Consider the following 21,788-nt stretch of genomic DNA (forward strand, 5'->3'; position numbering starts at 1 on the left):
CAGGGCTACTGCGGCAAGTCTGCCGCAGCATTCGTGTGCGCCTCGGGGATCCTTCGAATTGGCCGTGATGGATGCAGAACCCGCAACGACCGGACCTGCCGGCCTCATCGCGCGGCTGCGCGACAAATTGACGGGCGGGTCGAGCGAAGCGTCGCTGACGCGGCGGCTGGCAGGCACCATCTTCCTCATCCGCGTGATCAGCGCCGGCCTTGCATATTTCTCGCAGGTCCTGCTCGCGCGCTGGATGGGGACGTCGGACTACGGCGTCTATGTCTATGTCTGGACCTGGGTGCTGCTGCTCGGCAGCATGATGGACTTTGGCATCTCGGCCTCCGCGCAAAAGATCATTCCGGAATACCGCAGCCGTGGCGAGCATGCGCTGCTGCGCGGCTTTCTCTCGGGCAGCCGCTGGCTGACCTTTTGCGCCTCCACGCTGGTCTCGCTCGGCCTCGCGGGCATCGTCAAATTGCTCTCGCCCTGGATCGATCCCGCCGAAGTGCTGCCGCTCTACATCGGCTGCATGACGCTGCCCGCTTTCGTCGTCGCCAACACCCAGGACGGCATCGCCCGTTCGCATGACTGGATGCAACTCGGCCTGATGCCGCAATTCATCATCCGCCAGACACTAATCATCGGCATCACGGCTTGCGCCTTCCTGCTCGGCTATCATCTCGGCGCGGTTGCCGCGATGATCGCGAGCGCAGGCGCGGTGTGGATCGCGATGACCGGGCAGATGGTGGTGCTGAACCGCAAGCTCGCCGATCACATCGAGGCGGGCCCCAAGGCCTACGACGTCGGCGGCTGGCTCGCCGTGTCGCTGCCGATCCTGCTGGTCGAAAGCTTCTATTTGCTGCTGTCCTATACCGACGTGCTGGTGCTTCAGCAATTCCGCCCCTCCGACGAGGTCGGCGTCTATTTCGCCGTGGTGAAGACGCTGGCGCTGGTCTCCTTCATCCACTACGCGATGTCGGCGACGACCGCGCATCGCTTCGCCGAATACAACGCGGCTGGCGACAAGGCGCGGCTGTCGGCTTACGTGGCGCATGCCATCAACTGGACGTTCTGGCCGTCGCTGGCGGCGACCATCGTGCTGCTCGCGCTCGGCAAGCCCCTGCTCTGGCTGTTCGGGCCGCAATTCGTGATCGGCTACGACATCATGTTCGTCGCCGCGATTGGCCTCGTGGTCCGTGCCGCGATCGGCCCGGTCGAACGGCTGCTCAACATGCTCGGCCAGCAGAAGATCTGCGCGCTGGCCTATGCGCTGGCCTTTGCGATGAACCTGGTGCTCTGCATCGCGTTGGTGCCGCGCTTCGGCGGCCATGGCGCGGCGGCCGCGACCTCGATCTCGCTCAGTTTCGAGACGGTGCTGCTGTTCTGGATCGTGCGACAGCGGCTCGGCCTGCACGTGCTGGCGTTTGGGAAATAGACTTCCGACTGCCTTCGCGTGCTGCTCTCGGGGAACGGCTGCTTCGAAGCATGCCCGGGAACAACGCGAAACACCTATTTATTGCCAAGGGCACAGCACGATTTTTCTTATTTGGCCCAAGCGGTTGCACCGCAGGGAAAGTTTATTCTACGTCGTATTGCCCAACTGACGAGATAAACCTAAGATTCCCTGGACATGATCGATCCACTCTACGTCGCCTCTGGTTTCGGCGTCGGCCTGCTGGTCGGGATGACCGGCGTCGGCGGCGGTTCGCTGATGACGCCGCTGCTGATCCTCCTGTTCGGGATTCATCCATCGACCGCGGTCGGCACCGACCTGCTCTATGCTGCCGCCACCAAGACCGGCGGCAGCGTGGTGCATGGCTGGTCGCGCAGCGTGCACTGGCCGGCGGTGCTGCGGCTCGCCTGCGGCAGCCTTCCGGCGAGCGCGCTGACGCTGCTGGTGCTCTGGAAGCTCGACCTCAAGAGCGATTCCGAGCGCAATCTCGTCAACCTCGTGCTCTGCTTCGCGCTGCTGCTGACAGCGACCTCGCTGATCTTCCGCAGATCGATCATGGAGCGCTATCGCCGGCGCCTGGAGCAGGTCGATGACCGCGCCACGGCGATCGCGACGGTCGTCACCGGGATCGTGCTCGGTGTGCTGGTCTCGATTTCATCGGTCGGCGCCGGCGCGGTCGGCGTCACCGTTCTGCTGCTGCTCTATCCGCGCCTGCCGGTGGCGACCATCGTCGGGTCCGACATCGCCCATGCGGTCCCGCTGACGCTGATCGCCGGAATGGGGCACTGGGCGCTTGGCGACGTGGATTGGGCGCTGATGGGCGTGCTGCTGTTGGGCTCGCTGCCCGGCATCGTCGTCGGCAGCTTTAGCGCGACGCGCGTGCCCGAGACGGTGCTGCGCCTCACACTCGCCAGCGTGCTGTTCGTGGTCGCCGGCAAGATCATGTTCGCGGAGCTGCACCTGTCCTCGGCATTCGAGACGGCGCTGGCCTGGACGCACTGAACGAAAATGGCGGAGCTCGGCTTCCGCCATTCGCCAGCGATCGCGGTCTACTCCGCGGTCCAGCCGCCGTCGATCGACAGATTCGTGCCGGTGATCTGCGCGGCATCGTCGCCGCACAGGAACAGCGCGAGGGCTGCGACCTGCTCGGAGGTGACGAACTCCTTGGTCGGCTGCGCGTCGAGCAGCACGTCGTTGATGACCTGGTCGCGCGTGAGGTTACGGGCCTTCATGGTGTCGGGGATCTGCTTCTCCACCAGCGGCGTCCAGACATAGCCGGGGCTGATGCAGTTGCAGGTGATCTTGCTGGTCGCGACCTCGAGCGCCACGGTCTTGGTCAGGCCGGCGATGCCGTGCTTGGCCGAGACATAGGCCGACTTGAAGGGCGAGGCGACCAGCGAATGCGCGGAAGCGGTATTGATGATGCGGCCCCAGCCCTTCTTCTTCATGCCCGGGACGGCGGCGCGAATGGCATGGAACGCCGAGGACAGGTTGATCGCGATGATCTGATCCCATTTCTCCGGCGGGAATTCCTCGATCGGCGAGACGAACTGGATGCCCGCATTGTTGACGAGAATATCGACCGAACCAAAGCTCTTCTCGCCGAGCGCGACCATCCCGGCGATCTCGGCCGGCTTGGTCATGTCGGCCGGCGAATAGACCGCCTTCACGCCGAAATCGGACTCGATCTTGGCGCGCTCCTTCTCGATGTCCTCCGGCGAGCCGAACCCGTTGATGACGACATTGGCGCCGGCGGCGGCGAAGGCGCGCGCATAGGCAAGTCCGATGCCGCTGGTCGACCCGGTCACGACGGCGTTCTTGCCTGACAGACTACCCATATTATTCGCTCCTTCTTGGCGGGGGCGCAGTGACGTCCCCCGTGAGATCGTAGGTCACCATGGTCTCGCCGGATTGCGGCCGCTCGAGCCAATCCTTGTGGCGCATCGACAGATGCACGTCACGCACGCCGGCTTCCCAATGCTCGACCATGGCGACATGCGAGAAATCGTAATCCTTGGACGAGGATTCGTAGTTCTTGCTGCGGTAGATCAGGTGCACCACAGTCACGGTGCTTTCGCGCGATACCTTGGCAAGGAATTCCACGGAAGGGTCGTTCTTGAGATAATCGGGCAATTTGGAAATCAGGTCGCGCACGGCCCTGCGGGCGTTGTGCACCTGCTTGTTCTTGTCGGTGTTCATCCGCGTGCGGCTCGAGAAGCGGATGTCCTTCTCGCGCTCGGTCGCCTCGAGTAGCGAGGTCGGCAGATCGCCGCGGGCGCTGAACAGGTCGATCTGGAAGATCAGGAGATCGCGGTCGGTCTCGGCGTCCAGCACGTAGTCGAGCGGCGTGTTGGAGGCAATGCCGCCGTCCCAATAATGCTCGCCGTCGATCACGATGGACGGAAAGCCGGGCGGCAGCGCGCCGGAGGCCATGATGTGCTCGGGTCCGATTTTCTTGCCGAGCTTCCTGAACTCGAAATTGTCGAAATATTTGAAGTTGCCGGAGGTAACGCCGACTGCACCGACCGACAGCCGCGTCTTCAGATCGTTGATGCGGTCGAAATCGACCAGACGCTCCAACGTCTTCTTCAGGGGTGCAGTATCGTAATAGCTCTCGGCCTGGGGGCTGCCGGGCGGCCAGAGCGGCGCGGGCGGCATGCGCGGAACGAAGAAGCCGGGCACGCCGAAGGTCGCGATCAATGCGGCGCTGGTCGAATTGAACAGTTCGCGGCTGTGCTCGCTTTTGCCGATCGGCTTCCACGGCACCGGCGCGGAGACCATCTCCCAGAATTCCTTGAGCCGCTTGACGCGCGTCTGCCCTTCGTTACCGGCGATGATCGCGGCGTTGACCGCGCCGATCGAGATGCCGGCGACCCAGTCCGGCTCGAAGCCGGCATGGCAGAGCGACTGATAGGCGCCGGCCTGATAGGAGCCGAGCGCGCCGCCGCCCTGGAGGACCAGGACACGTTGCGCGTTCGCGGGGATAGTTGCGACTTCCGGGCTATGATCGGTCATGCGGGAACAGTAGCAGATGGCGAGCGACCGTGGCGACAGTCTGCCGCGGCGTCAATGCATCCCGTGATCAAGTCTGGCTTATCGGGAGTCCGTCGAGGCCAGGATCATGGTCCAGAACACCTTGTATTTGGTGCCGGGAGCATAGCCCGCCGCAATGCCCAATTTTGTGACACCGCTCTTGAGCATGTTCGCGCGGTGCGGGGGCGAGTCGCGCCAGCCGGAAAACGCTTCCGCCAGCGTATGATAGCCGGCCGAGACGTTCTCGACCGCAACGGTCGCCGGATAGCCGCCGGCGCTGAGGCGCTTGGCCAGCGGCGCGCGGACGTCATGGTCCATCTTGTTGGCGGCAGCCATGGCCTGGGACTGAGATTCGGCGAGCCGCATCAGTTCGGGGTCGATCACGAGGGTGCCGAGCCCGTTGTTCTGGCGGTATTGCGAGATCATGATCGCTGCGGCCTGCGCGTCGAGCTTTGCGCCCGGGACAGCCATATCGGCATACATCGAGGGCTGCTGGACCGATGCTTCGTTGCCGGCGCAGCCGGCGAGCAGCAAAAGGATTGATATCGCGGCCGCGACGCGCATGAACAGGAGCCCCCAAATCAGGCGCCGTTGTTGCATACCAACCGTGGCTGAAAGGTGAATATTGAGGAAAAATTGACCGGTTGACCCCGCTCAGGCGCCCCCAAATATCCGGTAGCGGCGGGGCTCCAGGCCGATCGTGTCGCCGGCGCGCAGTTCCCTGTCCCGCGGAGCGTCGATCTCGATGGTCTCTCCGCCTGATAATGCCACCTCGGCCCGCTGCACGGGACCGAAATTCCGGACGTGCTGCACGGCGCCCTCGAAGGCACCGCTGCCGGGCGGGCCAACGAGCATGTCGTGCCGCCGCACGAACAGTCTTGACGCGCCAGGCGCAAGCCCATCTGCCGCGAGCTGAAGCGGCCGGTCGCCAAGCCTGATGACGCCGTCGGCGATCAGGACCGGAAGCTCGATGGATTCGCCGATGAAGCTGTGGACGAAGGCGGTCGCCGGGCTCTCATAGACGTCATCGGGCGAGCCGATCTGCTCGATCTTGCCCTTGTCCATCACCACGACGCGGTTGGCGACTTCGAGCGCCTCCTCCTGGTCATGGGTGACGAAGATCGAGGTGACGTTGATCTCGTGGTGCAGCGAGCGCAGCCATTTACGCAGCTCCTTGCGCACCTTGGCATCAAGCGCACCGAAGGGTTCGTCGAGCAGCAGGATACGTGGCTCGATCGCGAGCGCGCGGGCCAGCGCGATGCGCTGGCGCTGGCCGCCGGAGAGCTGGCTCGGGTAGCGGTCGGCGAGCCAATCGAGCTGCACGAGATCGAGTAGCTCCTTGACGCGCGCACGGATGGTCGCTTCGTCCTTGCGGATCGCGCGCGGCTGCACGCGGAGGCCAAAGGCGACGTTCTCGAACACCGTCATGTGGCGGAACAGCGCGTAGTGCTGGAATACGAATCCGACGTGCCGCTCGCGCGCGCCCTGCGCCAGCGCGTCCTCGCCGTTGAAAGATACCTCCCCGGAATCGGGCCAGTCCAGCCCCGCGATGATCCGCAGCAGCGTGGTCTTGCCGGAGCCAGACGGACCGAGCAGCGCGAGCAGCTCGCCGTCATTGACCTTGAGGTCGACGCCGTCGAGAGCTTTGAAGCTGCCGAACTTCTTGACGAGATTCCTGACTTCAATGCTCACTTGCGTCATGTCCTTCGTCGAGATGATTTTCGAGAACGGTTTTCGCGACCAGCGTGATCAGCGCCAGCATCGCGAGCAGCGAGGCGATCGCGAACGCCGCGACGAACTGATATTCATTGTAGAGAATCTCGACCAGGAGCGGCATCGTGTTGGTCTCGCCGCGGATATGGCCGGAAACGACGGAGACCGCGCCAAACTCGCCCATCGCGCGCGCGTTGCAGAGCAGGACGCCGTACAGCACGCCCCATTTGATATTGGGCAGCGTGACGCGGAAGAAGGTCTGCAGGCCCGAGGCGCCGAGCGAGATCGCGGCCTCCTCCTCCTGCGTGCCCTGCTCCTGCATCAGCGGGATCAACGCCCGCGCCACGAAGGGGAAGGTCACGAAGGTGGTCGCAAGCGCGATGCCCGACACCGCGAACAGGATCTGGATGTCGTGATCGCGCAGCCAGCCGCCGAAATAGCCCTGCGCGCCGAACAGCAGCACGAAGACGAGGCCCGAAATCACCGGGCTGACCGAGAACGGCAAATCGATCAGCGTGATCAGGAAGGTCTTGCCCGAGAATTCGAATTTTGCAATCGCCCAAGCCGCGACCAGGCCGAAGACGAGATTGAGGCCGACGGAAATTGCAGCAACCAACAGCGTCAACTTGATCGCGGACAGCGCCTCCGGGTCGGTCAGCGCGGCGAAATAAGCGCCAATTCCCTTCGAGAAGGCCTGCGCGAACACCACGACCAGCGGCAACACGACGAAGACTGATAGAAAGGTCATCGCCAGCGCGATGATGACGATGCGGACCGCGCGCGGTTCGGTGCGAAGGTTGTTCCGCGCGGCGGCTGCGTACGCGCGTGCCTTGGCGTCGGAGGCCGGGAGTGGGACGGAATCTGCGATCTGCATCGTCATGGCCCCGTCCTCACCGCACCGGAATCCGGCTCTGCGCCCAGCGCTGGAGCCGGTTGACCGCGAAGATAATGACGAAGGACACGACCAGCATGACAACCGCGATGGCGGTCGCATCGGCATAGCGGAATTCGGAGAGCCGGATCACGATCAGCAGCGGCGCGATCTCGGAGACGTTGGGCAGATTGCCGGCGATGAAGATCACCGAGCCGTATTCGCCGACCGCACGCGCGAAGGCGAGCGCGAGTCCGGTGAGCAGCGCCGGACCGAGCGAGGGCAGGATCACGCGAATGATGGTCTGCCAGCGGCTCGCGCCAAGGCTGCCCGCGGCCTCCTCGATCTCTGGGTCGAGATCCTGGAGCACCGGCTGCACCGTGCGCACCACGAACGGGATACCGATGAAGATCATGGCGACGAAGATGCCGACCGGCGTGAACGCCACCTTGATGCCGGCCGCCGCAAGCGGCGCGCCGAGCCAGCCCTTCTCGGCGAACAACGCGGTCAGCGCGACGCCGGCAACCGCCGTAGGTAGCGCGAACGGCACGTCGACGATGGCATCGAACAGCCGCCGACCGGGGAAGCGGTAGCGCACCAGCGCCCAGACGATGATGCTGCCCATCACCAGATTGACGCAGGCGGCTGCGAAGGCGAGTCCGAAGGACACGCGCAACGCATTCAGGGTGCGGCGGCTGGAGAGGATGTTCCAAAACTGCTCGGGACTCAGCTCGACCGATTTCAGGAACAGGCCGGCGAGCGGAATCAGGATGATGATCGACAGCCAGGATAGCGTCAGCCCCATGGTGAGACCGAAGCCCGGCAATGTCCGGCGTCGTGCTGCGATTGCGCTCACCAGGCCCCCTGTTTAAGCCCCGCCGACAGCGCCCGATCAGTTCTTGTAGATCTGATCGAAGACGCCGCCGTCGGCAAAATGTTCCCTCTGCGCCTTGGTCCAGCCGCCGAAAAGTTCGTCGATCGTGAACAGCTCGACCTTCGCGAAGGAGTTTTCATGTTTTTTGGCGATCTCGGGATCGCGCGGACGATAGAAGTTGCGCGCCGCGATTTCCTGACCTTCCTTGGTGTACCAATATTGCAGGTAGGCATCGGCGACACTACGGGTGCCTTTTTTATCGGCAACCTTATCGACGATCGTCACCGGCGGTTCCGCCAAGATCGAGAGCGGCGGCGCCACGATCTCGAATTTCTCCGGACCGAATTCCTTGAGCGCCAGGTACGCCTCGTTTTCCCAGGCGAGCAGCACGTCGCCGACGCCGCGCTCGACGAAGGTCACGGTCGCGCCGCGCGCACCGGTGTCGAGCACCGGCACCTGCTGATAGAGCTTTCCGATGAAATCCTTGGCCTTGTCCGCCGAGCCGTATTTCTTCTGCGCAAAGCCCCAGGCGGCCAGATAATTCCAGCGCGCGCCGCCTGACGTCTTCGGGTTCGGCGTGATCACGGCGACGCCGAGCTTGAGCAGATCGTCCCAGTCCTTGATGGCCTTGGGATTGCCCTTGCGGACCAGGAACACAATGGTCGAGGTATAGGGCGACGAGTTTTGCGGCAACCGTTTCTGCCAGTCGGCCGTCGTGAGGCCTTTGCCCGCGATGGCGTCGATGTCGTAGGCGAGCGCAAGCGTCACCACGTCGGCCTGCAATCCGTCGATCACGGCGCGCGCCTGCGAACCGCTGCCCCCATGCGACTGCTTGATCTCGACGCTCTTGCCGGTTTCCTTCTGATAGGCACTCGCGAACGCCTTGTTGAACTCGACATAGAGCTCGCGCGTCGGATCGTACGAGACGTTCAGCAGAGTGATGTCAGCGGCAAGAGCCGCGCTTGCCAACAAGCCTGTCACGAGCAGTCCTGCCGCGAGCGGAACGATACGACGCATCATGTCCATCTCCATTCACATCAATGACGTCGGCGTCATCGATGGCAGGCATAACTCGGGGCGAAACGCGCTTAAGTCAACGGAACCGGATTTTCTTGTTCGTAGCCGGGCAGCGTAACTTTGCTACGAAGTCTTCATCGTGTGGATGCCGCATTCCGTCTTGGCCCGGCCACGCCAGCGACCGGCACGCTCATCCTCGCCTTCGGCCGTTCTGCTCGTGCAAGGCATACACCCAACCGATAGAAATCCCGACGCGACCAGGGGATGACGCGGCAATTTGGCGCGGGCGAAAATCGCCTCGAGTTCCTCCCGCGAGACATTGGCGAAGGGATTGAACTTCAACCGCGTACCGTCGTCCTCGACCACCGGGATGTCGGCGCGCGAGTTGCCCTGGAAGCGCTTGCGGCCGTTGAGCCATGCATCGAACGGTTTCAGCGCCCGCGCCAGCGGCTCGACCTTGCGGATACGGCAGCAAGCGTCGGGATCGGAAAACCAGAGGTCGCGGTCGGGATCTCCGCGCGACAGCGTCTCCTCGGCAGGCTTGATCGAGCGGACGTCCTTCAGGCCCAGCGTCGCGATCAGCGTATCACGATAGGCCAGCGTCTCCTCGAACAGCCAGCCGGTGTCGAGGAAGATCACCGGGATCGCCGGATCGACATCCGCCATCACCTTGAGCAGCGTCGCCGATTCCGTACCGAAGGACGACACCAGCGCAAGCTTGTCGCGCCCGACCGTCTTCAGCGCAGCGGCGATGATTTCGGCGGGCGAGGCATCGCGCAAGGCGCGATCGAGGTCCTCCGCCGAGGGCAGCGCCGAGGCGGAGATTGCCGAAATTGGAGACGCGATTGCGTTCACGTGCCGACACCCTCGGAATGACGCAGCTGCATGCGCCGGTGCAGCGCCGTGATGCGGCCATCGCCGGTGGGCTGGTAGAAGACCGAATAGCGCTTCGCGGTCTGCATGAACGCTTCCGCGTCGGCCTGCTTCTTGACGTCGAAGGAATCGAAGCCAGCGCGCAGCATGAACACGAACTGGTCCCGCAGGATCTGGCCCGTCGCACGCAACTCGCCGCGGTAATTGTAACGCTCGCGCAGCAGCCGCGCCTGGCTGTAGGCGCGTCCGTCGCGGAAGGTTGGGAACACCAGCGCGACGACGGCAATCTTGCCGAGATAGGGCACCAGCTCGGCGATGTCGCGATTGTTCGGCCAGATCACACCGACCTTGCCGGTCCGCTTGAGCAACGCATCCGCCTCGCCAACGAAACGCTCGGCCGGCACCAGAATGTCGCCGCCCTCGGGCAGCGGCGTGTCGACGGCGAGCTTGACGAAGCTGTCGTCGGCGATCTTTCCGCCGTTAACGAGTGGCATAAACGCGCTCCTTGAAGGGTTCGACGCCGAGGCGTTTTACCGTGTCCATGAACAGCTCTTCGGGCCGCTCGCGCAGCGCCAGATAGGCTTCCACGATGTCCTCGACGACGTCGGCGACCTCGTCGAACTTGACGCCGGGGCCGATCAGATTGCCGAGTGCGGCACTCTCGTCGGCGCGCCCGCCGATGGTGATCTGGTAGACCTCCTCGCCGTTCTTCTCGACGCCGAGAATGCCGATATGACCGACATGGTGATGGCCGCAGGCGTTGATGCAGCCGGAGATGTTGATGTGCAACCGGCCGATCAGATTGGCCAGCTCATGATTGGCGAAGCGCCGCGTCAGTTCCTGCGCGATCGGGATCGAGCGCGCATTGGCCAGCGAGCAATAGTCGAGACCCGGGCAGGCGATGATGTCAGTGATCAGATTGACGTTCGGCGTCGCCAGCCCGAGCTTGTCGAGCGCCTTCCACAGCGCCGGCAAGTCACGCTTGGCGACATGCGGCAGAGCGAGGTTCTGCTCGTGGCCGACGCGGATCTCACCGAAGGAGTATTCGTCGGCGAGATCGGCGAGCGCATCCATCTGCTCGGCGGTGGCATCGCCCGGAGGCGCGCCGATCGGCTTCAGCGAGATCGTGACGATGGAATAGCCCTGGGCCTTGTGCGGGGCCACCGAGTTCTTGCGCCATGCCTCGAAATCGGGATCGGCCGCGGCCTGGCGCAGCTCGTCCGGCATGTGCGGCAGCTTCTCGTAGGCAGGATAGGTGAAGCGCGAGCGGATGTCCTCGACCACCTCGTCGTCGATCTGGAGCGAGGAGTTGCGGATGTGCTGCCACTCCTCCTCGACCTCGCGCGAGAACTTCTCGATGCCGAGCTCGTGCACCAGGATCTTGATGCGCGCCTTGTAGATGTTGTCGCGGCGGCCGTACTGGTTGTAGACGCGCAGAATCGCCTCGATGTAGCTGAGAATGTCGCGGCCGTGGACGAAATGCTTGATGGTCTTGCCGATGAACGGCGTGCGTCCGAGCCCGCCACCGACCAGCACCTCAAAGCCGGTCTCGCCCTTCTCGTTCTTGATCAGCTTCAGCCCGATGTCGTGGATCTTGATCGCGGCCCGGTCGTGGTCCGACGCGGTGATCGCGATCTTGAACTTGCGCGGCAGGAACGAGAATTCCGGATGCAACGTGGTGTGCTGGCGGATCAGCTCCGACCAGATGCGGGGATCCTCGATCTCGCCGGGCGCGACGCCGGCCCACTGATCCGAGGTGACGTTGCGCATGTTGTTGCCGGAGGTCTGCATCGCATGGATGCCGACCTCGGCGAGATCGGCCAGCGCATCCGGCAATTCGGCGAGCTTGATCCAGTTGAACTGGATGTTCTGCCGCGTCGTGAAATGGCCGTAGCCACGGTCGTATTTGCGCGCGACGTGGGCGAGCGCCCGCAGCTGGTTCGACGCCAGCGTCCCGTAGGGGATCGCGACGCGGAACATATAGGCGTGCAGTTGCAGATAGACGCCGTTCTGCAGCCGCAGGATCTTGAACTCGTCCTCGGTGAGCTCGCCGGAGAGGCGGCGCTTCACCTGGTCGCGGAATTCCGAGACGCGCTCGTTGACGAGCGTGCGGTCGATTTCATCGTAAGCATACATAAGAAAGCGCCTTAAACCTGAACCGGCTGTCCGATGGTCACGCCGGTGCGGCGGATCTGTTCGCGCAGATTTCCGGGTTCGACCTTGCCGTCTGCACCGACCTGTACCGGCGCGATATAGGGGCCGATCGCGCCGACGTCATCGGCAACGGATTCCGCAAGCAACGCCTTCGCCTCGTCGGAGTTGCGCACGATCGCGGCTTCCGACAGGTCCGCGGACCAGCTCTTGGCGGCGGTGCGGTAAACCACGATGCCGTCCCAGGTGCGGTTGGCGGTCACGACCGAGGGGCCGGCGATCTTGATCTTCTTCTGTTCAAGCGGGGAGGTCATTCGGCTGCATCCAATAGGTCAGAGATGATTTGCTTTGGGGTTTGGCGGCGAAGCGAGCCGGCATGCCGGACCACATCGCCGATGATGAGAATGGCGGGACCGCCGTTGGTCCGGCGGACCAGTTCGGGCAGATCGCGCAGCGTGCCGATCTCGCCTTGCGCATCGGGACGCGTGACGCGGGCGAATACGCCGACCGGCGTCTCCGGCGAACGGCCGGCGGCCAAGAGGCCGGCGCGTATGGCCGGCGCAGCCGTCATGCCCATGTAGACCACGACGGTCATCCTGGCGTCGGTCAGCGTCGACCAGTCCACGACTTCTGCGTCGCGCGCCTTGTGCGCGGTGAGGAAGGTGATGCGCGTTGCTTCGTGACGATAGGTGAGCGGCACCTCGAAATCGGCGGCGCCGCCGAGACCTGCGGTGATGCCGGGAACGATCGAATAGGCAAGGCCGGCGGCACGAAGTGCTTCGACTTCTTCGCCGCCGCGGCCGAACACGAAGGGATCGCCGCCCTTCAGCCGCACCACACGCTGGCCGGATTGCGCGGCCTCGATCATGCGCTTGTTGATGGCGTCCTGCCCGATGCCGGGCTTGCCGACGCGGCGGCCGACCGGCACGCGCGTGGTGTCACGGCGGATGCGGTCGAGAATTTCAGGCGAGACCAGCTCGTCATGGAAGACGATGTCGGCATCCTGGAGCGCGCGCAACGCCTTGATGGTGAGCAAATCCGGATCGCCAGGCCCGGCGCCGACCAGCGCGACGGATCCTTCCGGCTTGTCGGCCCGCGCGAACGCGGATGGATCTGAAATCGCCTTGAGCGCTGCGTCCGCCTCGCCTTTGCGGCCGGCCAATACGGCGGCACCGATCGGGCCGTCGATGACGCGCTCCCAGAAGCGGCGGCGCAGCGGAAACTCGGCAATACGTTCGTTGATGGATTTGCGGAAGCCGCCGATGAACTCGGCGAGCTCGCCGATGCGCGCCGGCAGCAGCGCCTCGATCTTCTCGCGCACGCGCCGCGCCACCACCGGCGACGTGCCGCCAGTGCCGACGGCGACCACGACATCGCCGCGATCGACGATCGCCGGAAAGATGAAGCTCGAATGCTCGAGATCGTCCATGACATTGACCGGCAGGCCGAGCGCCTTGGCGCGGACCGACATCGCCACGCCGACATCGCCGGCGCCGGCGCAAACCACCGCGATGATTCCCGAGAGATCGGCGGTCAGCGGATCGGTGGCCGAGATGTCGATACGCGCCGCGTCCTGGGAGCTCAGACCCAGGTCGTGATTGCCATCGATCGCATGCACGCGAATGCGCGCACCGGCAGCGGTCAGCACGCGCAGCTTGGCGCGCAAAAGCTCACCCGCACCGATGAGGACCACCGGACCGGCCTTGAGATCGAGGAACACGGGCAAGAACCGCATACGATACTCGCTTACCCCACATGCGGGGTTGACTGGAATTATTTTCTATATATGTGTCGTTTCAGGCGCGCAAAGAGAAAATTTTTTCTTCTCTCTTGCACCGCAACTATAGAATTTTCGCCTCCAAACGCAAAGTGGCAGAGATGCATCTTCTCAAGGACAATTCCACTGCTGGCGGGCTGAGCAGCCCCGCTCTCGCCGAGCGCGTGCCCGCGCAAGAATTTTCTTCTGACCTTGCCCCGAGCATGGACCATCTCGACCAGCTCGAGGCCCAGAGCATCTACATCTTCCGCGAAGCCTTCGGCCGCCTCAAGAAGATCGCCCTGCTGTGGTCGCTCGGCAAGGACTCCAATGTCATGATCTGGCTGGCGCGCAAGGCATTCTTCGGCCGTCTGCCGTTCCCGGCCCTCCATGTCGACACCGGCAAGAAGTTTCCGGAGATGTATCGCTTCCGCGATCACTACGGCAAGGAATGGGATCTCGATCTGCGCGTCGAGCCCTGCCCGCCGATTGATGCCGTCGACCCAACGCTGCCGCCCGCCGCCCGTTCCGCCGCGCGCAAGACCGAGGGCCTCAAGATGGCGCTCGCCAAATACGGTTTCGACGGTCTGATCGCCGGCATTCGCCGCGATGAGGAGGCGACGCGCGCCAAGGAGCGCGTGTTCTCGCCGCGCGGCTTGGAGGGTAATTGGGACGTGCGCGACCAGCCGCCGGAGTTCTGGGATCATTTCAATGCGTCGCCGCCGCAGGGCGCGCATTTGCGCATCCATCCGATCCTGCATTGGACCGAGTCCGATATCTGGGCCTACACCAAGCGCGAGAACATCCCGATCATCCCGCTGTATCTGTCGCAAAACGGCAAACGCTATCGCTCGCTGGGCGATCAGGACATCACCAATCCGGTCGCCTCAAACGCGTCGACTATCGACGAGATCCTGATCGAACTCGAGCAGACCAAGGTGCCGGAACGTTCCGGCCGCGCGCTCGACCACGAGACCGAGGACGCTTTCGAGCGCCTGCGCGTCGCCGGCTATCTCTGATCAAGGACGCGAGCGTCGTATGAACATGATCGTCACCCCCGCATCGCCCGCCACCCCGAACGGCACCACGCGTCCGCAGGTCCGCATCGTCATCGTCGGCCATGTCGACCACGGCAAGTCGACGCTGGTCGGCCGCCTGCTGCACGAGACCGGCAGCCTGCCCGACGGCAAGCTCGACATGCTCAAGGCCGTCAGCGCGCGGCGCGGCATGCCGTTCGAATGGTCGTTTCTGCTCGACGCGCTCCAGACCGAGCGCGACCAGGGCATCACCATCGACACCACGCAGATCCGCTTCCGCACCAATTCGCGCGACATCGTACTGATCGACGCGCCCGGCCACGCCGAATTCCTGCGCAACATGATCACCGGCGCCTCGCAGGCGGACGGCGCGGTGCTGATCATCGACGCGCTCGAAGGCGTGCGCGACCAGACGAGGCGGCACGGCTATCTCCTGCATCTGCTCGGCGTGAAGCAGGTCGCGGTCGTCGTCAACAAGATGGACCGCGTCGACTTCTCCGCAGCGCGCTTCAAGGAGATCAGCGACGAGATCTCGGCGCATCTGCAAGGCCTCGGTGTGAAGCCCACGGCCGTGATCCCGATTTCCGCCCGCGAGGGCGACGGCGTCGCTGAGCGCACCGACCGCATCGGCTGGTACAAGGGTCCGACCGTGGTCGAAGCGCTTGACCGGCTCGAGCCGGCCCGGCCGCTGGAAGCGCTGGCGCTGCGGCTGCCGGTGCAGGCGATCTACAAATTCGACGATCGCCGCATCGTGGCGGGCCGGATCGAATCCGGCAGCCTGGTTGCCGGCGACGAAATCGTGATCATGCCCGCCGGCAAGATCGCCAGAATCAAGACGGTCGAGAGCTGGCCGGTGACGCCGGTCGCAGGCCGCCAGGGTGCGGGCCGCTCGGTCGGCATCACGCTCGACCGCGAGCTGTTCCTCGAGCGCGGCGACATCATCGCGCATGCCAACAGCGCGCCGCGCGAGACACGACGGCTGCGCGCGCGGATCTTCTGGCTGCACGACAAGCCGCTGGCCAAGGGCGACCAGCTCCTGGTTCGCTGCGGACCGAAGGAAAGCCGTGCCACCGTCGTCGCCATCGAGAAGGCGGTCGATCCCGGTGAGCTGTCGAGCGTCGAGAACAAGGCAATCGGCCGCAACCATGTCGGCGAGATCGACATATCCCTTTCGAATCCGATTGCCACCGATCCCTACACGGAAAATCCGCGCACCGGCCGTCTCGTGATCGAGGTGTCCGGGCGCATCGCCGGCGGCGGTCTCGTGCTGTCGGTCGATGCCGGCCAGCGCGCCTTGCCCGTCGACATCGTGCCGGTGGAATCCGCGCTGCGGCCCGACGAACGCTCCGCGCGCTATCGTCACAACGGCGCCGTGGTCTGGCTCACCGGCCTCCCCGCCTCCGGCAAGTCGACTCTAGCCAAGGCGCTGGAGCGGCGGTTGTTCAGCAATGGCGGCTCACCGATCCTGCTCGACGGCGACACGCTGCGTGCCGGGCTCAACAGCGATCTCGGCTTCTCGGCCGCCGATCGCAGCGAGAACATCCGCCGCCTCGCCGAAGTCGCGACGCATCTCGCCCGTAACGGCCACATCGCCATTGTCGCCGCCGTCTCGCCCGCCCGCGAGGACCGCGCCACCGCGCGCCGCATCGCCGACACGTCGTTCCGCGAGATCTACGTCGCGACGCCGGCGGAAATTTGCGAGGAGCGCGACCCCAAGGGCCACTACAAGAAGGCCCGCGCCGGCACGCTCGCGTCGTTCACCGGTATCGGCACCGACTACGAGCGGCCCGAGGCCGCCGAGCTCGTGATCGACACCTCGACGCGGACGGTCGCCGAGGCGGCGGACGAGATCGAACAGATGCTCAAGACGACCGGCGTGCTGTTCGACGAACTCGTGGACCTCGCCGCGAATATTTGAAGCCGGGCTGCTGCTCCGCTGTCGTCGCCCGGCTTGACCGGGCGACCCAGCATTCCACCGACAGCAGTGATTCAGGCGAGAGGCCGCGGCGTACTGGATTTCCCCGCCTTCGCGGGGAATGACACCGTGCGTGGGCCGCCCACCTCGCCTTGACATTTTGACAACTTTTGGGGGCCTTCTCACGGCCCCGATTTTGGGGCTAATAAGACCCCGAAAGCCGCTCCTTGGAGCGCATTTTGCTGCTGTCGGGTCAAAAGCAGCCAAAAACAGCCATTTCCAACAAGAAAGCCCATCATGAAACGCGTCGACGCCCACGGACTGAAGATCGCTCCCGTCCTGTTCGATTTCATCGCCAAGGAAGCGGCCCCGAAGACGGGGATCGCGCCGGATGCGTTCTGGGCCGGGCTCGCCGCCATCATCAAGGAGCTGGGGCCGAAGAACCGCGCGCTGCTGGCGGTGCGCGACACGTTGCAGGCCAAGATCGACGACTGGCACCGGGCCAACAAGGGCAAGGCGTTCGACCTCAACGCCTATACCGCCTTCCTGAAGGAGATCGGCTATCTCCTCCCGGAGCCGGCGACGCAGAAGGTCGAGACCGCCAATGTGGACGAGGAGATCGGCAAGATCTGCGGCCCGCAGCTCGTCGTGCCGCTGACCAACGCACGCTATGCGCTGAACGCGGCGAATGCGCGCTGGGGCTCGCTCTATGACGCCTTCTACGGCACCGACGCGATCCCGCACGATCCATCCGAGAGCGGCAAGGGCTACAACAAGGCGCGCGGCGACAAGGTGATCGCCAAGGCAAAAGCGTTCCTCGATGCCGCCGTGCCGCTGGCGACCGGCAGTCACACCGACGTCACCGCCTATAGCGTGGTCGCGGGCCAGCTCGCGGTGAAGCTGAAGAGCGGCAACGCCACCGCCCTGAAGAACGCCGCGCAATTCGCAGGCTTCCAGGGCGACGCAGCCGCACCGAGCGCGGTACTGCTCGTCAACAACGGCCTGCACGTCGAGGTAAAAATCGACCGCACCAGCGCGATCGGCAAGGACGATCCGGGCGGCGTCGCGGACATGGTCATGGAGTCCGCCGTCTCCACGATTCTCGACATGGAAGACTCGGTCGCTGCCGTCGATGCCGAGGACAAGGTGCTGGTCTATCGCAACACGCTCGGCCTGATGAACGGCACGCTGTCGGCCGATTTCGAGAAGGGCGGCAAGACGCTGACGCGCTCGCTCAATGCCGACCGCAGCTACAAGATGCCTGACGGCAAAGGCGAAGTGAAATTGCACGGCCGCAGCCTGCTGCTGATGCGCAATTGCGGTCACCACATGTTCACCGACGCGGTGCTGGACGACAAGGGCGAGGAGATTCCGGAAGGCTTGCTCGACGCCGCCGTCTCCGGGCTTCTTGCTGTCCATGATCTGAAAGGCAACTCCAAGGTCAAGAACAGCCGCACCGGCTCGGCCTATATCGTCAAGCCGAAGATGCACGGCCCCGACGAGGTGTCGCTGACCTGCGAGATCTTCGACCGCGTCGAGAAGATGCTGTCGCTGCCCGAGAACACGCTCAAGGTCGGCATCATGGACGAGGAGCGGCGCACCACCGTCAACCTCAAGGCCTGCATCCAGCGCGCCTCCAAGCGCATCATGTTCATCAACACCGGCTTCCTCGACCGCACCGGCGACGAGATCCACACCTCGATGGAGGCGGGTCCGATGATCCGCAAGAACGAGATGAAGGCGCAGCCCTGGATCAAGTCCTATGAGGACTGGAACGTCGATATGGGCCTGACCTGTGGCCTGCCCGGCCATGCCCAGATCGGCAAGGGCATGTGGGCCGCGCCGGACAAGATGGCGGACATGCTGGCGCAGAAGCTCGCCCATCCGCAGGCCGGTGCTATCACCGCCTGGGTGCCCTCGCCGACCGCCGCGACGCTGCACGCGCTGCACTACCACCAGGTCAACGTCACCGCGCGCCAGCAGGAGCTCGCCAAGGGCGGCCCACGGGCAAAGCTCGAAGACATCCTCACCATCCCCGTGTCGAAGTCGAACTGGGCGCCCGACGACGTCAAGCAGGAGATCGACAACAACTGCCAGGGCATTCTGGGCTATGTCGTGCGCTGGATCGACCAGGGCGTCGGCTGCTCGAAGGTGCCTGACATCCACGACGTCGGCCTGATGGAAGACCGTGCCACCTTGCGCATCTCCAGCCAGCACCTCGCCAACTGGCTGCACCAGGGCGTGATCACCGAGGCGCAGGTGATGGAATCGCTCAAGCGCATGGCGGTGGTCGTCGACAAGCAGAATGCGGGCGATCCCATCTACAAGCCGATGGCGCCCGCCTTCGACGGCACAGCCTTCAAGGCGGCCAGCGACCTCATCTTCAAGGGACGCGAGCAGCCGAACGGCTACACCGAATACATCCTCACCGCCCGCCGCCGCGAGGCCAAAGCCCTTGGCTGACAACGCCCTGGCTGACAAGGCGGCCTGCCGACCCGACTAGAACACCAAAAGCCCCGGCTCGCGCCGGGGCTTTTTCGTTGCGCTAGCTAAGCGCCCGGCTAAAACACTGCCAGATATTTCAGCAGCGAGACGATGCCGATGATGATGACGACGACGCGCGCGATCTGCTTGGCGCGGCCGTCCATCGGCAGCATGTTGATGAGGTAAAGTACGAGAATGACGACGAGAAAGGTGACGAGTACGCCGACCAGCATCGCTAGGACCCCCCTTTAGGCAAAATTGCTGACAGTCTCCTAACGCGCAGCTCGTGGCTTGGTTCCATCGACGCAACCCTTTGCAACTTCTAGTAAATACGTACTTCTACGATCAGCCGGCCTGCTGAAAACTTTACCCTTTTCCTTTCAGATGCGGAAACCGTTTGGGCCCTGAGCCGCAAACGGCATGCGATTGCCTTGTCTGACGGGCCCCTTTTTCTGCTGTTGCCGGGGCGCCTTTACGAACTTTGTATTGGGAATTGGGGGACTTCGATGCTGAATCGTCTGACCGTATCCGCGCTGCTGAAGGCGGTGATCGCGATCACGTCGATCTGCGTGGTGATCGCGCTCTCGCTCACCGCCTACGAGTCCTGGGATCGCCTGAAGACCGCCAACCGCATCTCGCAGATCGCCGACACGTCCGCCGATCTGTTCAAGGCGATGCACAATCTGCGCACCGACCGCTCGACCACGGTCCGCCTCCTGAATGCGACCGAGCCGATGGACGGCGAGATCGAGAAATATCTGCGCGCGCTGCGCGATGCCCAAATGCCCGCCATGGCGCGCGCGATCGAGCTGCTGCCGGCCATGGACTTTCCGCAATCAGGCACGCTGGTACCGGAGCTTGCGCGCCTCTACAAGCTGCTGATCGAGGAGCAGAAGCAGTTCTGGGAGGATGTAGCCAAGCCGAAGGACCAACGCCGCGCCGGTCTGCCCAAGGAATATATGGAGACAACGCAGGGCCTGCTCGACACGCTCGACAAGCTCTCGAACACGTTGGCCGCCACGGTCAATCACCTGGACGCCGCGATCGACCAGCTGCTGTCGATCAAGCAGAACGCCTGGCTGCTCCGCAACACCGCAGGCGAAGCATCGCTGATCGTCTCGACCGGGCTGGCCGCCGGCAAGATCACGACGGAGGGCCGCTACGCCTATACCCAACATGTCGGCGGCACGAGCGCGATGTGGAAGGCGCTGGAGCTGTCGACGTCCGGCATGCAGTTGCCGTCGGGGCTCGCCTCCGCGATGGCCTCCGCCAAGACCTCGTATTTCGAGCCGCAATATCTGGCCTTGCGCGACCGTCTCACGGACGCGCTGGTCAAGGGTGAGAAGCCCGAGATGACGGCGAACCAATGGAGCCCGCTCACGGTCGCCCGTATGGCGAGCGCCGTCACAGTGGCAGAAGGTGCGCTCGATGCTGCCAAGATCCACACGCAGGAGCAGCGCGGCGCCGCACAGCGCGCACTGATCGTGCAGCTTACGCTGCTGGCGCTCGCCGTGGGGCTTGCCGTCGGCGCGATCATGCTGGTCAGCCGCCGCGTCATCACTCCGCTCAACACCATCCGGGACGCCATGCTGAAGGTCGCCGGCGGCGACCTTGCCGTCGATAGCGGCTATCTCGACCGCAACGACGAGATCGGCGCGCTTGCCGGCGCGCTGGAGACCTTCAAGCAGCAGGCCAACGACAAGCTCACGATCGAGGCGCAGGAGCGCGAACGCAATGCGGGCGCCTCCGCGCGCCAGCGCGCGGTCGAGACCTATGTCGGCGAGTTCGAGGGCGCGGTGCGCAAAACGCTCGGCGAATTGAGCGAAGCCTCTGGCGAGATGCGCAAGACCTCGGGCGATCTCTCCGCGGTGTCGCGGCAGACCAACGACCGCGTGCAGATCGCCGGCAAGGCCTCCAATGACGCCTCCATGAGCGTCGACAGCGTCGCCGCCGCCGCCGAAGAGCTGAGCGCCTCGATCAACGACATCAGTCAGCAGGCCGCGCATGCCGCGGGCATCGCCAGCCGCGCCGTGACCCAGGCGCGCGAGACCGACGGCACGTGCAGGGACTTCAAAAGTCGGCCGGCCGCATCGGCGAGGTCGTCGGCCTGATCAACACCATTGCGCAGCAGACCAATTTGCTCGCGCTTAACGCCACGATCGAGGCGGCCCGCGCCGGCGAGGCCGGTCGCGGCTTTGCCGTGGTCGCCTCCGAGGTGAAGTCGCTGGCGAGCCAGACGGCGAAGGCGACCGAGGAGATCTCCGAGCAGATCGACATCCAGAAGGTCGCGGCCGACGCCATCAGCGCCATCCAGACCATCGGCGGCATCATCGGCGAAGTGAACGAGGTCGCGACCGCAATCGCCGCCGCCGTGCAGGAGCAGGGAGCGGCCACCCAAGAGATCACCCGCAGCACCCAGTTTGCGGCGCAGGGCACCAAGAACGTCTCGGACAACATCACCGGCGTCAAATCCGATGCAGACGCTGCTGCCGCTGCCGCCGACAACGTGAAACACGCCTCCGAGATGCTGGAGAGCCAGAGCCGCCAGCTCGGCCATGACGTCAGCGACTTCCTCGGCAAGATCCGGGCGGCATAGCCCACACTCTTGGTGTCGTCCTGG

The 21,788-nt window shown here is 64.4% G+C and carries 18 protein-coding genes and 1 pseudogene; 6 read left to right on the plus strand and 13 right to left on the minus strand.

From position 1 onward, the window contains the following. Positions 1-67: 67 nt before the first annotated feature. Positions 68-1,426, plus strand: coding sequence for a flippase (locus IVB19_RS33010; RefSeq protein ID WP_018454638.1), 1,359 nt, complete (start codon positions 68-70; stop codon positions 1,424-1,426). Between the two features lie 195 nt (positions 1,427-1,621). Then, positions 1,622-2,446 carry a sulfite exporter TauE/SafE family protein gene (locus IVB19_RS33015; protein ID WP_018454639.1) on the plus strand — a complete coding sequence of 275 codons (825 nt, stop codon included), beginning with the start codon at positions 1,622-1,624 and terminating at the stop codon, positions 2,444-2,446. Positions 2,447-2,493: 47 nt separating this feature from the next. Here IVB19_RS33015 and IVB19_RS33020 read toward each other — a convergent pair whose 3' ends face one another. From IVB19_RS33020 to cysG, 12 genes are all read right to left on the minus strand, one after another. Continuing rightward, on the minus strand, positions 2,494-3,282 hold the full coding sequence (locus IVB19_RS33020) for a 3-hydroxybutyrate dehydrogenase (protein ID WP_018454640.1): 789 nt from the start codon (positions 3,280-3,282) through the stop codon (positions 2,494-2,496). Between the two features lies 1 nt (position 3,283). Continuing rightward, the gene (locus IVB19_RS33025) at positions 3,284-4,459 is read right to left on the minus strand and encodes a DUF3734 domain-containing protein (RefSeq protein ID WP_018454641.1); all 1,176 of its coding nucleotides are present in this window, start codon (positions 4,457-4,459) and stop codon (positions 3,284-3,286) included. A gap of 78 nt (positions 4,460-4,537) precedes the next feature. Further along, positions 4,538-5,041 carry a CAP domain-containing protein gene (locus tag IVB19_RS33030; protein ID WP_026232777.1) on the minus strand — a complete coding sequence of 168 codons (504 nt, stop codon included), beginning with the start codon at positions 5,039-5,041 and terminating at the stop codon, positions 4,538-4,540. 90 nt (positions 5,042-5,131) lie between these two features. Then, a complete protein-coding gene (locus tag IVB19_RS33035) occupies positions 5,132-6,169 on the minus strand; it encodes a sulfate/molybdate ABC transporter ATP-binding protein (RefSeq protein WP_026232778.1) in 1,038 nt (345 codons plus the stop codon). Then, positions 6,159-7,070 carry a sulfate ABC transporter permease subunit CysW gene (gene cysW, locus IVB19_RS33040; RefSeq protein WP_018454644.1) on the minus strand — a complete coding sequence of 304 codons (912 nt, stop codon included), beginning with the start codon at positions 7,068-7,070 and terminating at the stop codon, positions 6,159-6,161. The genes IVB19_RS33035 and cysW overlap by 11 nt, the downstream gene beginning before the upstream one ends. A 10-nt stretch (positions 7,071-7,080) precedes the next feature. After that, positions 7,081-7,866, minus strand: coding sequence for a sulfate ABC transporter permease subunit CysT (gene cysT, locus IVB19_RS33045; protein ID WP_018454645.1), 786 nt, complete (start codon positions 7,864-7,866; stop codon positions 7,081-7,083). A gap of 87 nt (positions 7,867-7,953) precedes the next feature. Then, on the minus strand, positions 7,954-8,967 hold the full coding sequence (locus tag IVB19_RS33050; RefSeq protein WP_018454646.1) for a sulfate ABC transporter substrate-binding protein: 1,014 nt from the start codon (positions 8,965-8,967) through the stop codon (positions 7,954-7,956). 108 nt (positions 8,968-9,075) lie between these two features. Further along, positions 9,076-9,807 (minus strand): phosphoadenylyl-sulfate reductase, encoded by a 732-nt coding sequence (locus IVB19_RS33055; protein ID WP_018454647.1) that lies wholly within the window; start codon positions 9,805-9,807, stop codon positions 9,076-9,078. Continuing rightward, positions 9,804-10,319, minus strand: a complete 516-nt coding sequence (locus IVB19_RS33060; RefSeq protein ID WP_018454648.1) for a DUF934 domain-containing protein — start codon at positions 10,317-10,319, stop codon at positions 9,804-9,806. The genes IVB19_RS33055 and IVB19_RS33060 overlap by 4 nt, the downstream gene beginning before the upstream one ends. Continuing rightward, positions 10,306-11,961: a nitrite/sulfite reductase gene (locus IVB19_RS33065; protein WP_018454649.1), complete on the minus strand. Its 1,656-nt coding sequence runs from the start codon at positions 11,959-11,961 to the stop codon at positions 10,306-10,308. The genes IVB19_RS33060 and IVB19_RS33065 overlap by 14 nt, the downstream gene beginning before the upstream one ends. 11 nt (positions 11,962-11,972) lie before the next feature. Continuing rightward, the gene (locus IVB19_RS33070; protein ID WP_007599842.1) at positions 11,973-12,290 is read right to left on the minus strand and encodes a DUF2849 domain-containing protein; all 318 of its coding nucleotides are present in this window, start codon (positions 12,288-12,290) and stop codon (positions 11,973-11,975) included. Continuing rightward, positions 12,287-13,711, minus strand: a complete 1,425-nt coding sequence (gene cysG, locus IVB19_RS33075) for a siroheme synthase CysG (protein WP_247820771.1) — start codon at positions 13,709-13,711, stop codon at positions 12,287-12,289. The genes IVB19_RS33070 and cysG overlap by 4 nt, the downstream gene beginning before the upstream one ends. A gap of 245 nt (positions 13,712-13,956) precedes the next feature. Here cysG and cysD point away from each other — a divergent pair, with 245 nt between their 5' ends. From cysD to IVB19_RS33090, 3 genes are all read left to right on the plus strand, one after another. After that, positions 13,957-14,751 (plus strand): sulfate adenylyltransferase subunit CysD, encoded by a 795-nt coding sequence (gene cysD / locus IVB19_RS33080; protein WP_026232781.1) that lies wholly within the window; start codon positions 13,957-13,959, stop codon positions 14,749-14,751. Between the two features lie 19 nt (positions 14,752-14,770). Continuing rightward, a complete protein-coding gene (gene cysN / locus IVB19_RS33085; RefSeq protein WP_018454652.1) occupies positions 14,771-16,687 on the plus strand; it encodes a sulfate adenylyltransferase subunit CysN in 1,917 nt (638 codons plus the stop codon). A gap of 294 nt (positions 16,688-16,981) precedes the next feature. Beyond that, a complete protein-coding gene (locus IVB19_RS33090) occupies positions 16,982-19,147 on the plus strand; it encodes a malate synthase G (protein ID WP_018454653.1) in 2,166 nt (721 codons plus the stop codon). 98 nt (positions 19,148-19,245) lie between these two features. Here IVB19_RS33090 and IVB19_RS33095 read toward each other — a convergent pair whose 3' ends face one another. Next, the gene (locus IVB19_RS33095; RefSeq protein WP_007599832.1) at positions 19,246-19,401 is read right to left on the minus strand and encodes a Thivi_2564 family membrane protein; all 156 of its coding nucleotides are present in this window, start codon (positions 19,399-19,401) and stop codon (positions 19,246-19,248) included. Positions 19,402-19,674: 273 nt separating this feature from the next. On the opposite strand from IVB19_RS33095, the pseudogene IVB19_RS33100 reads away from it, so the two are divergent. After that, positions 19,675-21,764, plus strand: a pseudogene (locus IVB19_RS33100) (methyl-accepting chemotaxis protein). Positions 21,765-21,788 lie beyond the last annotated feature (24 nt).

It is taken from the genome of Bradyrhizobium sp. 187 (assembly GCF_023101005.1).
Taxonomy (GTDB): Bacteria; Pseudomonadota; Alphaproteobacteria; order Rhizobiales; family Xanthobacteraceae; genus Bradyrhizobium; species Bradyrhizobium canariense_D.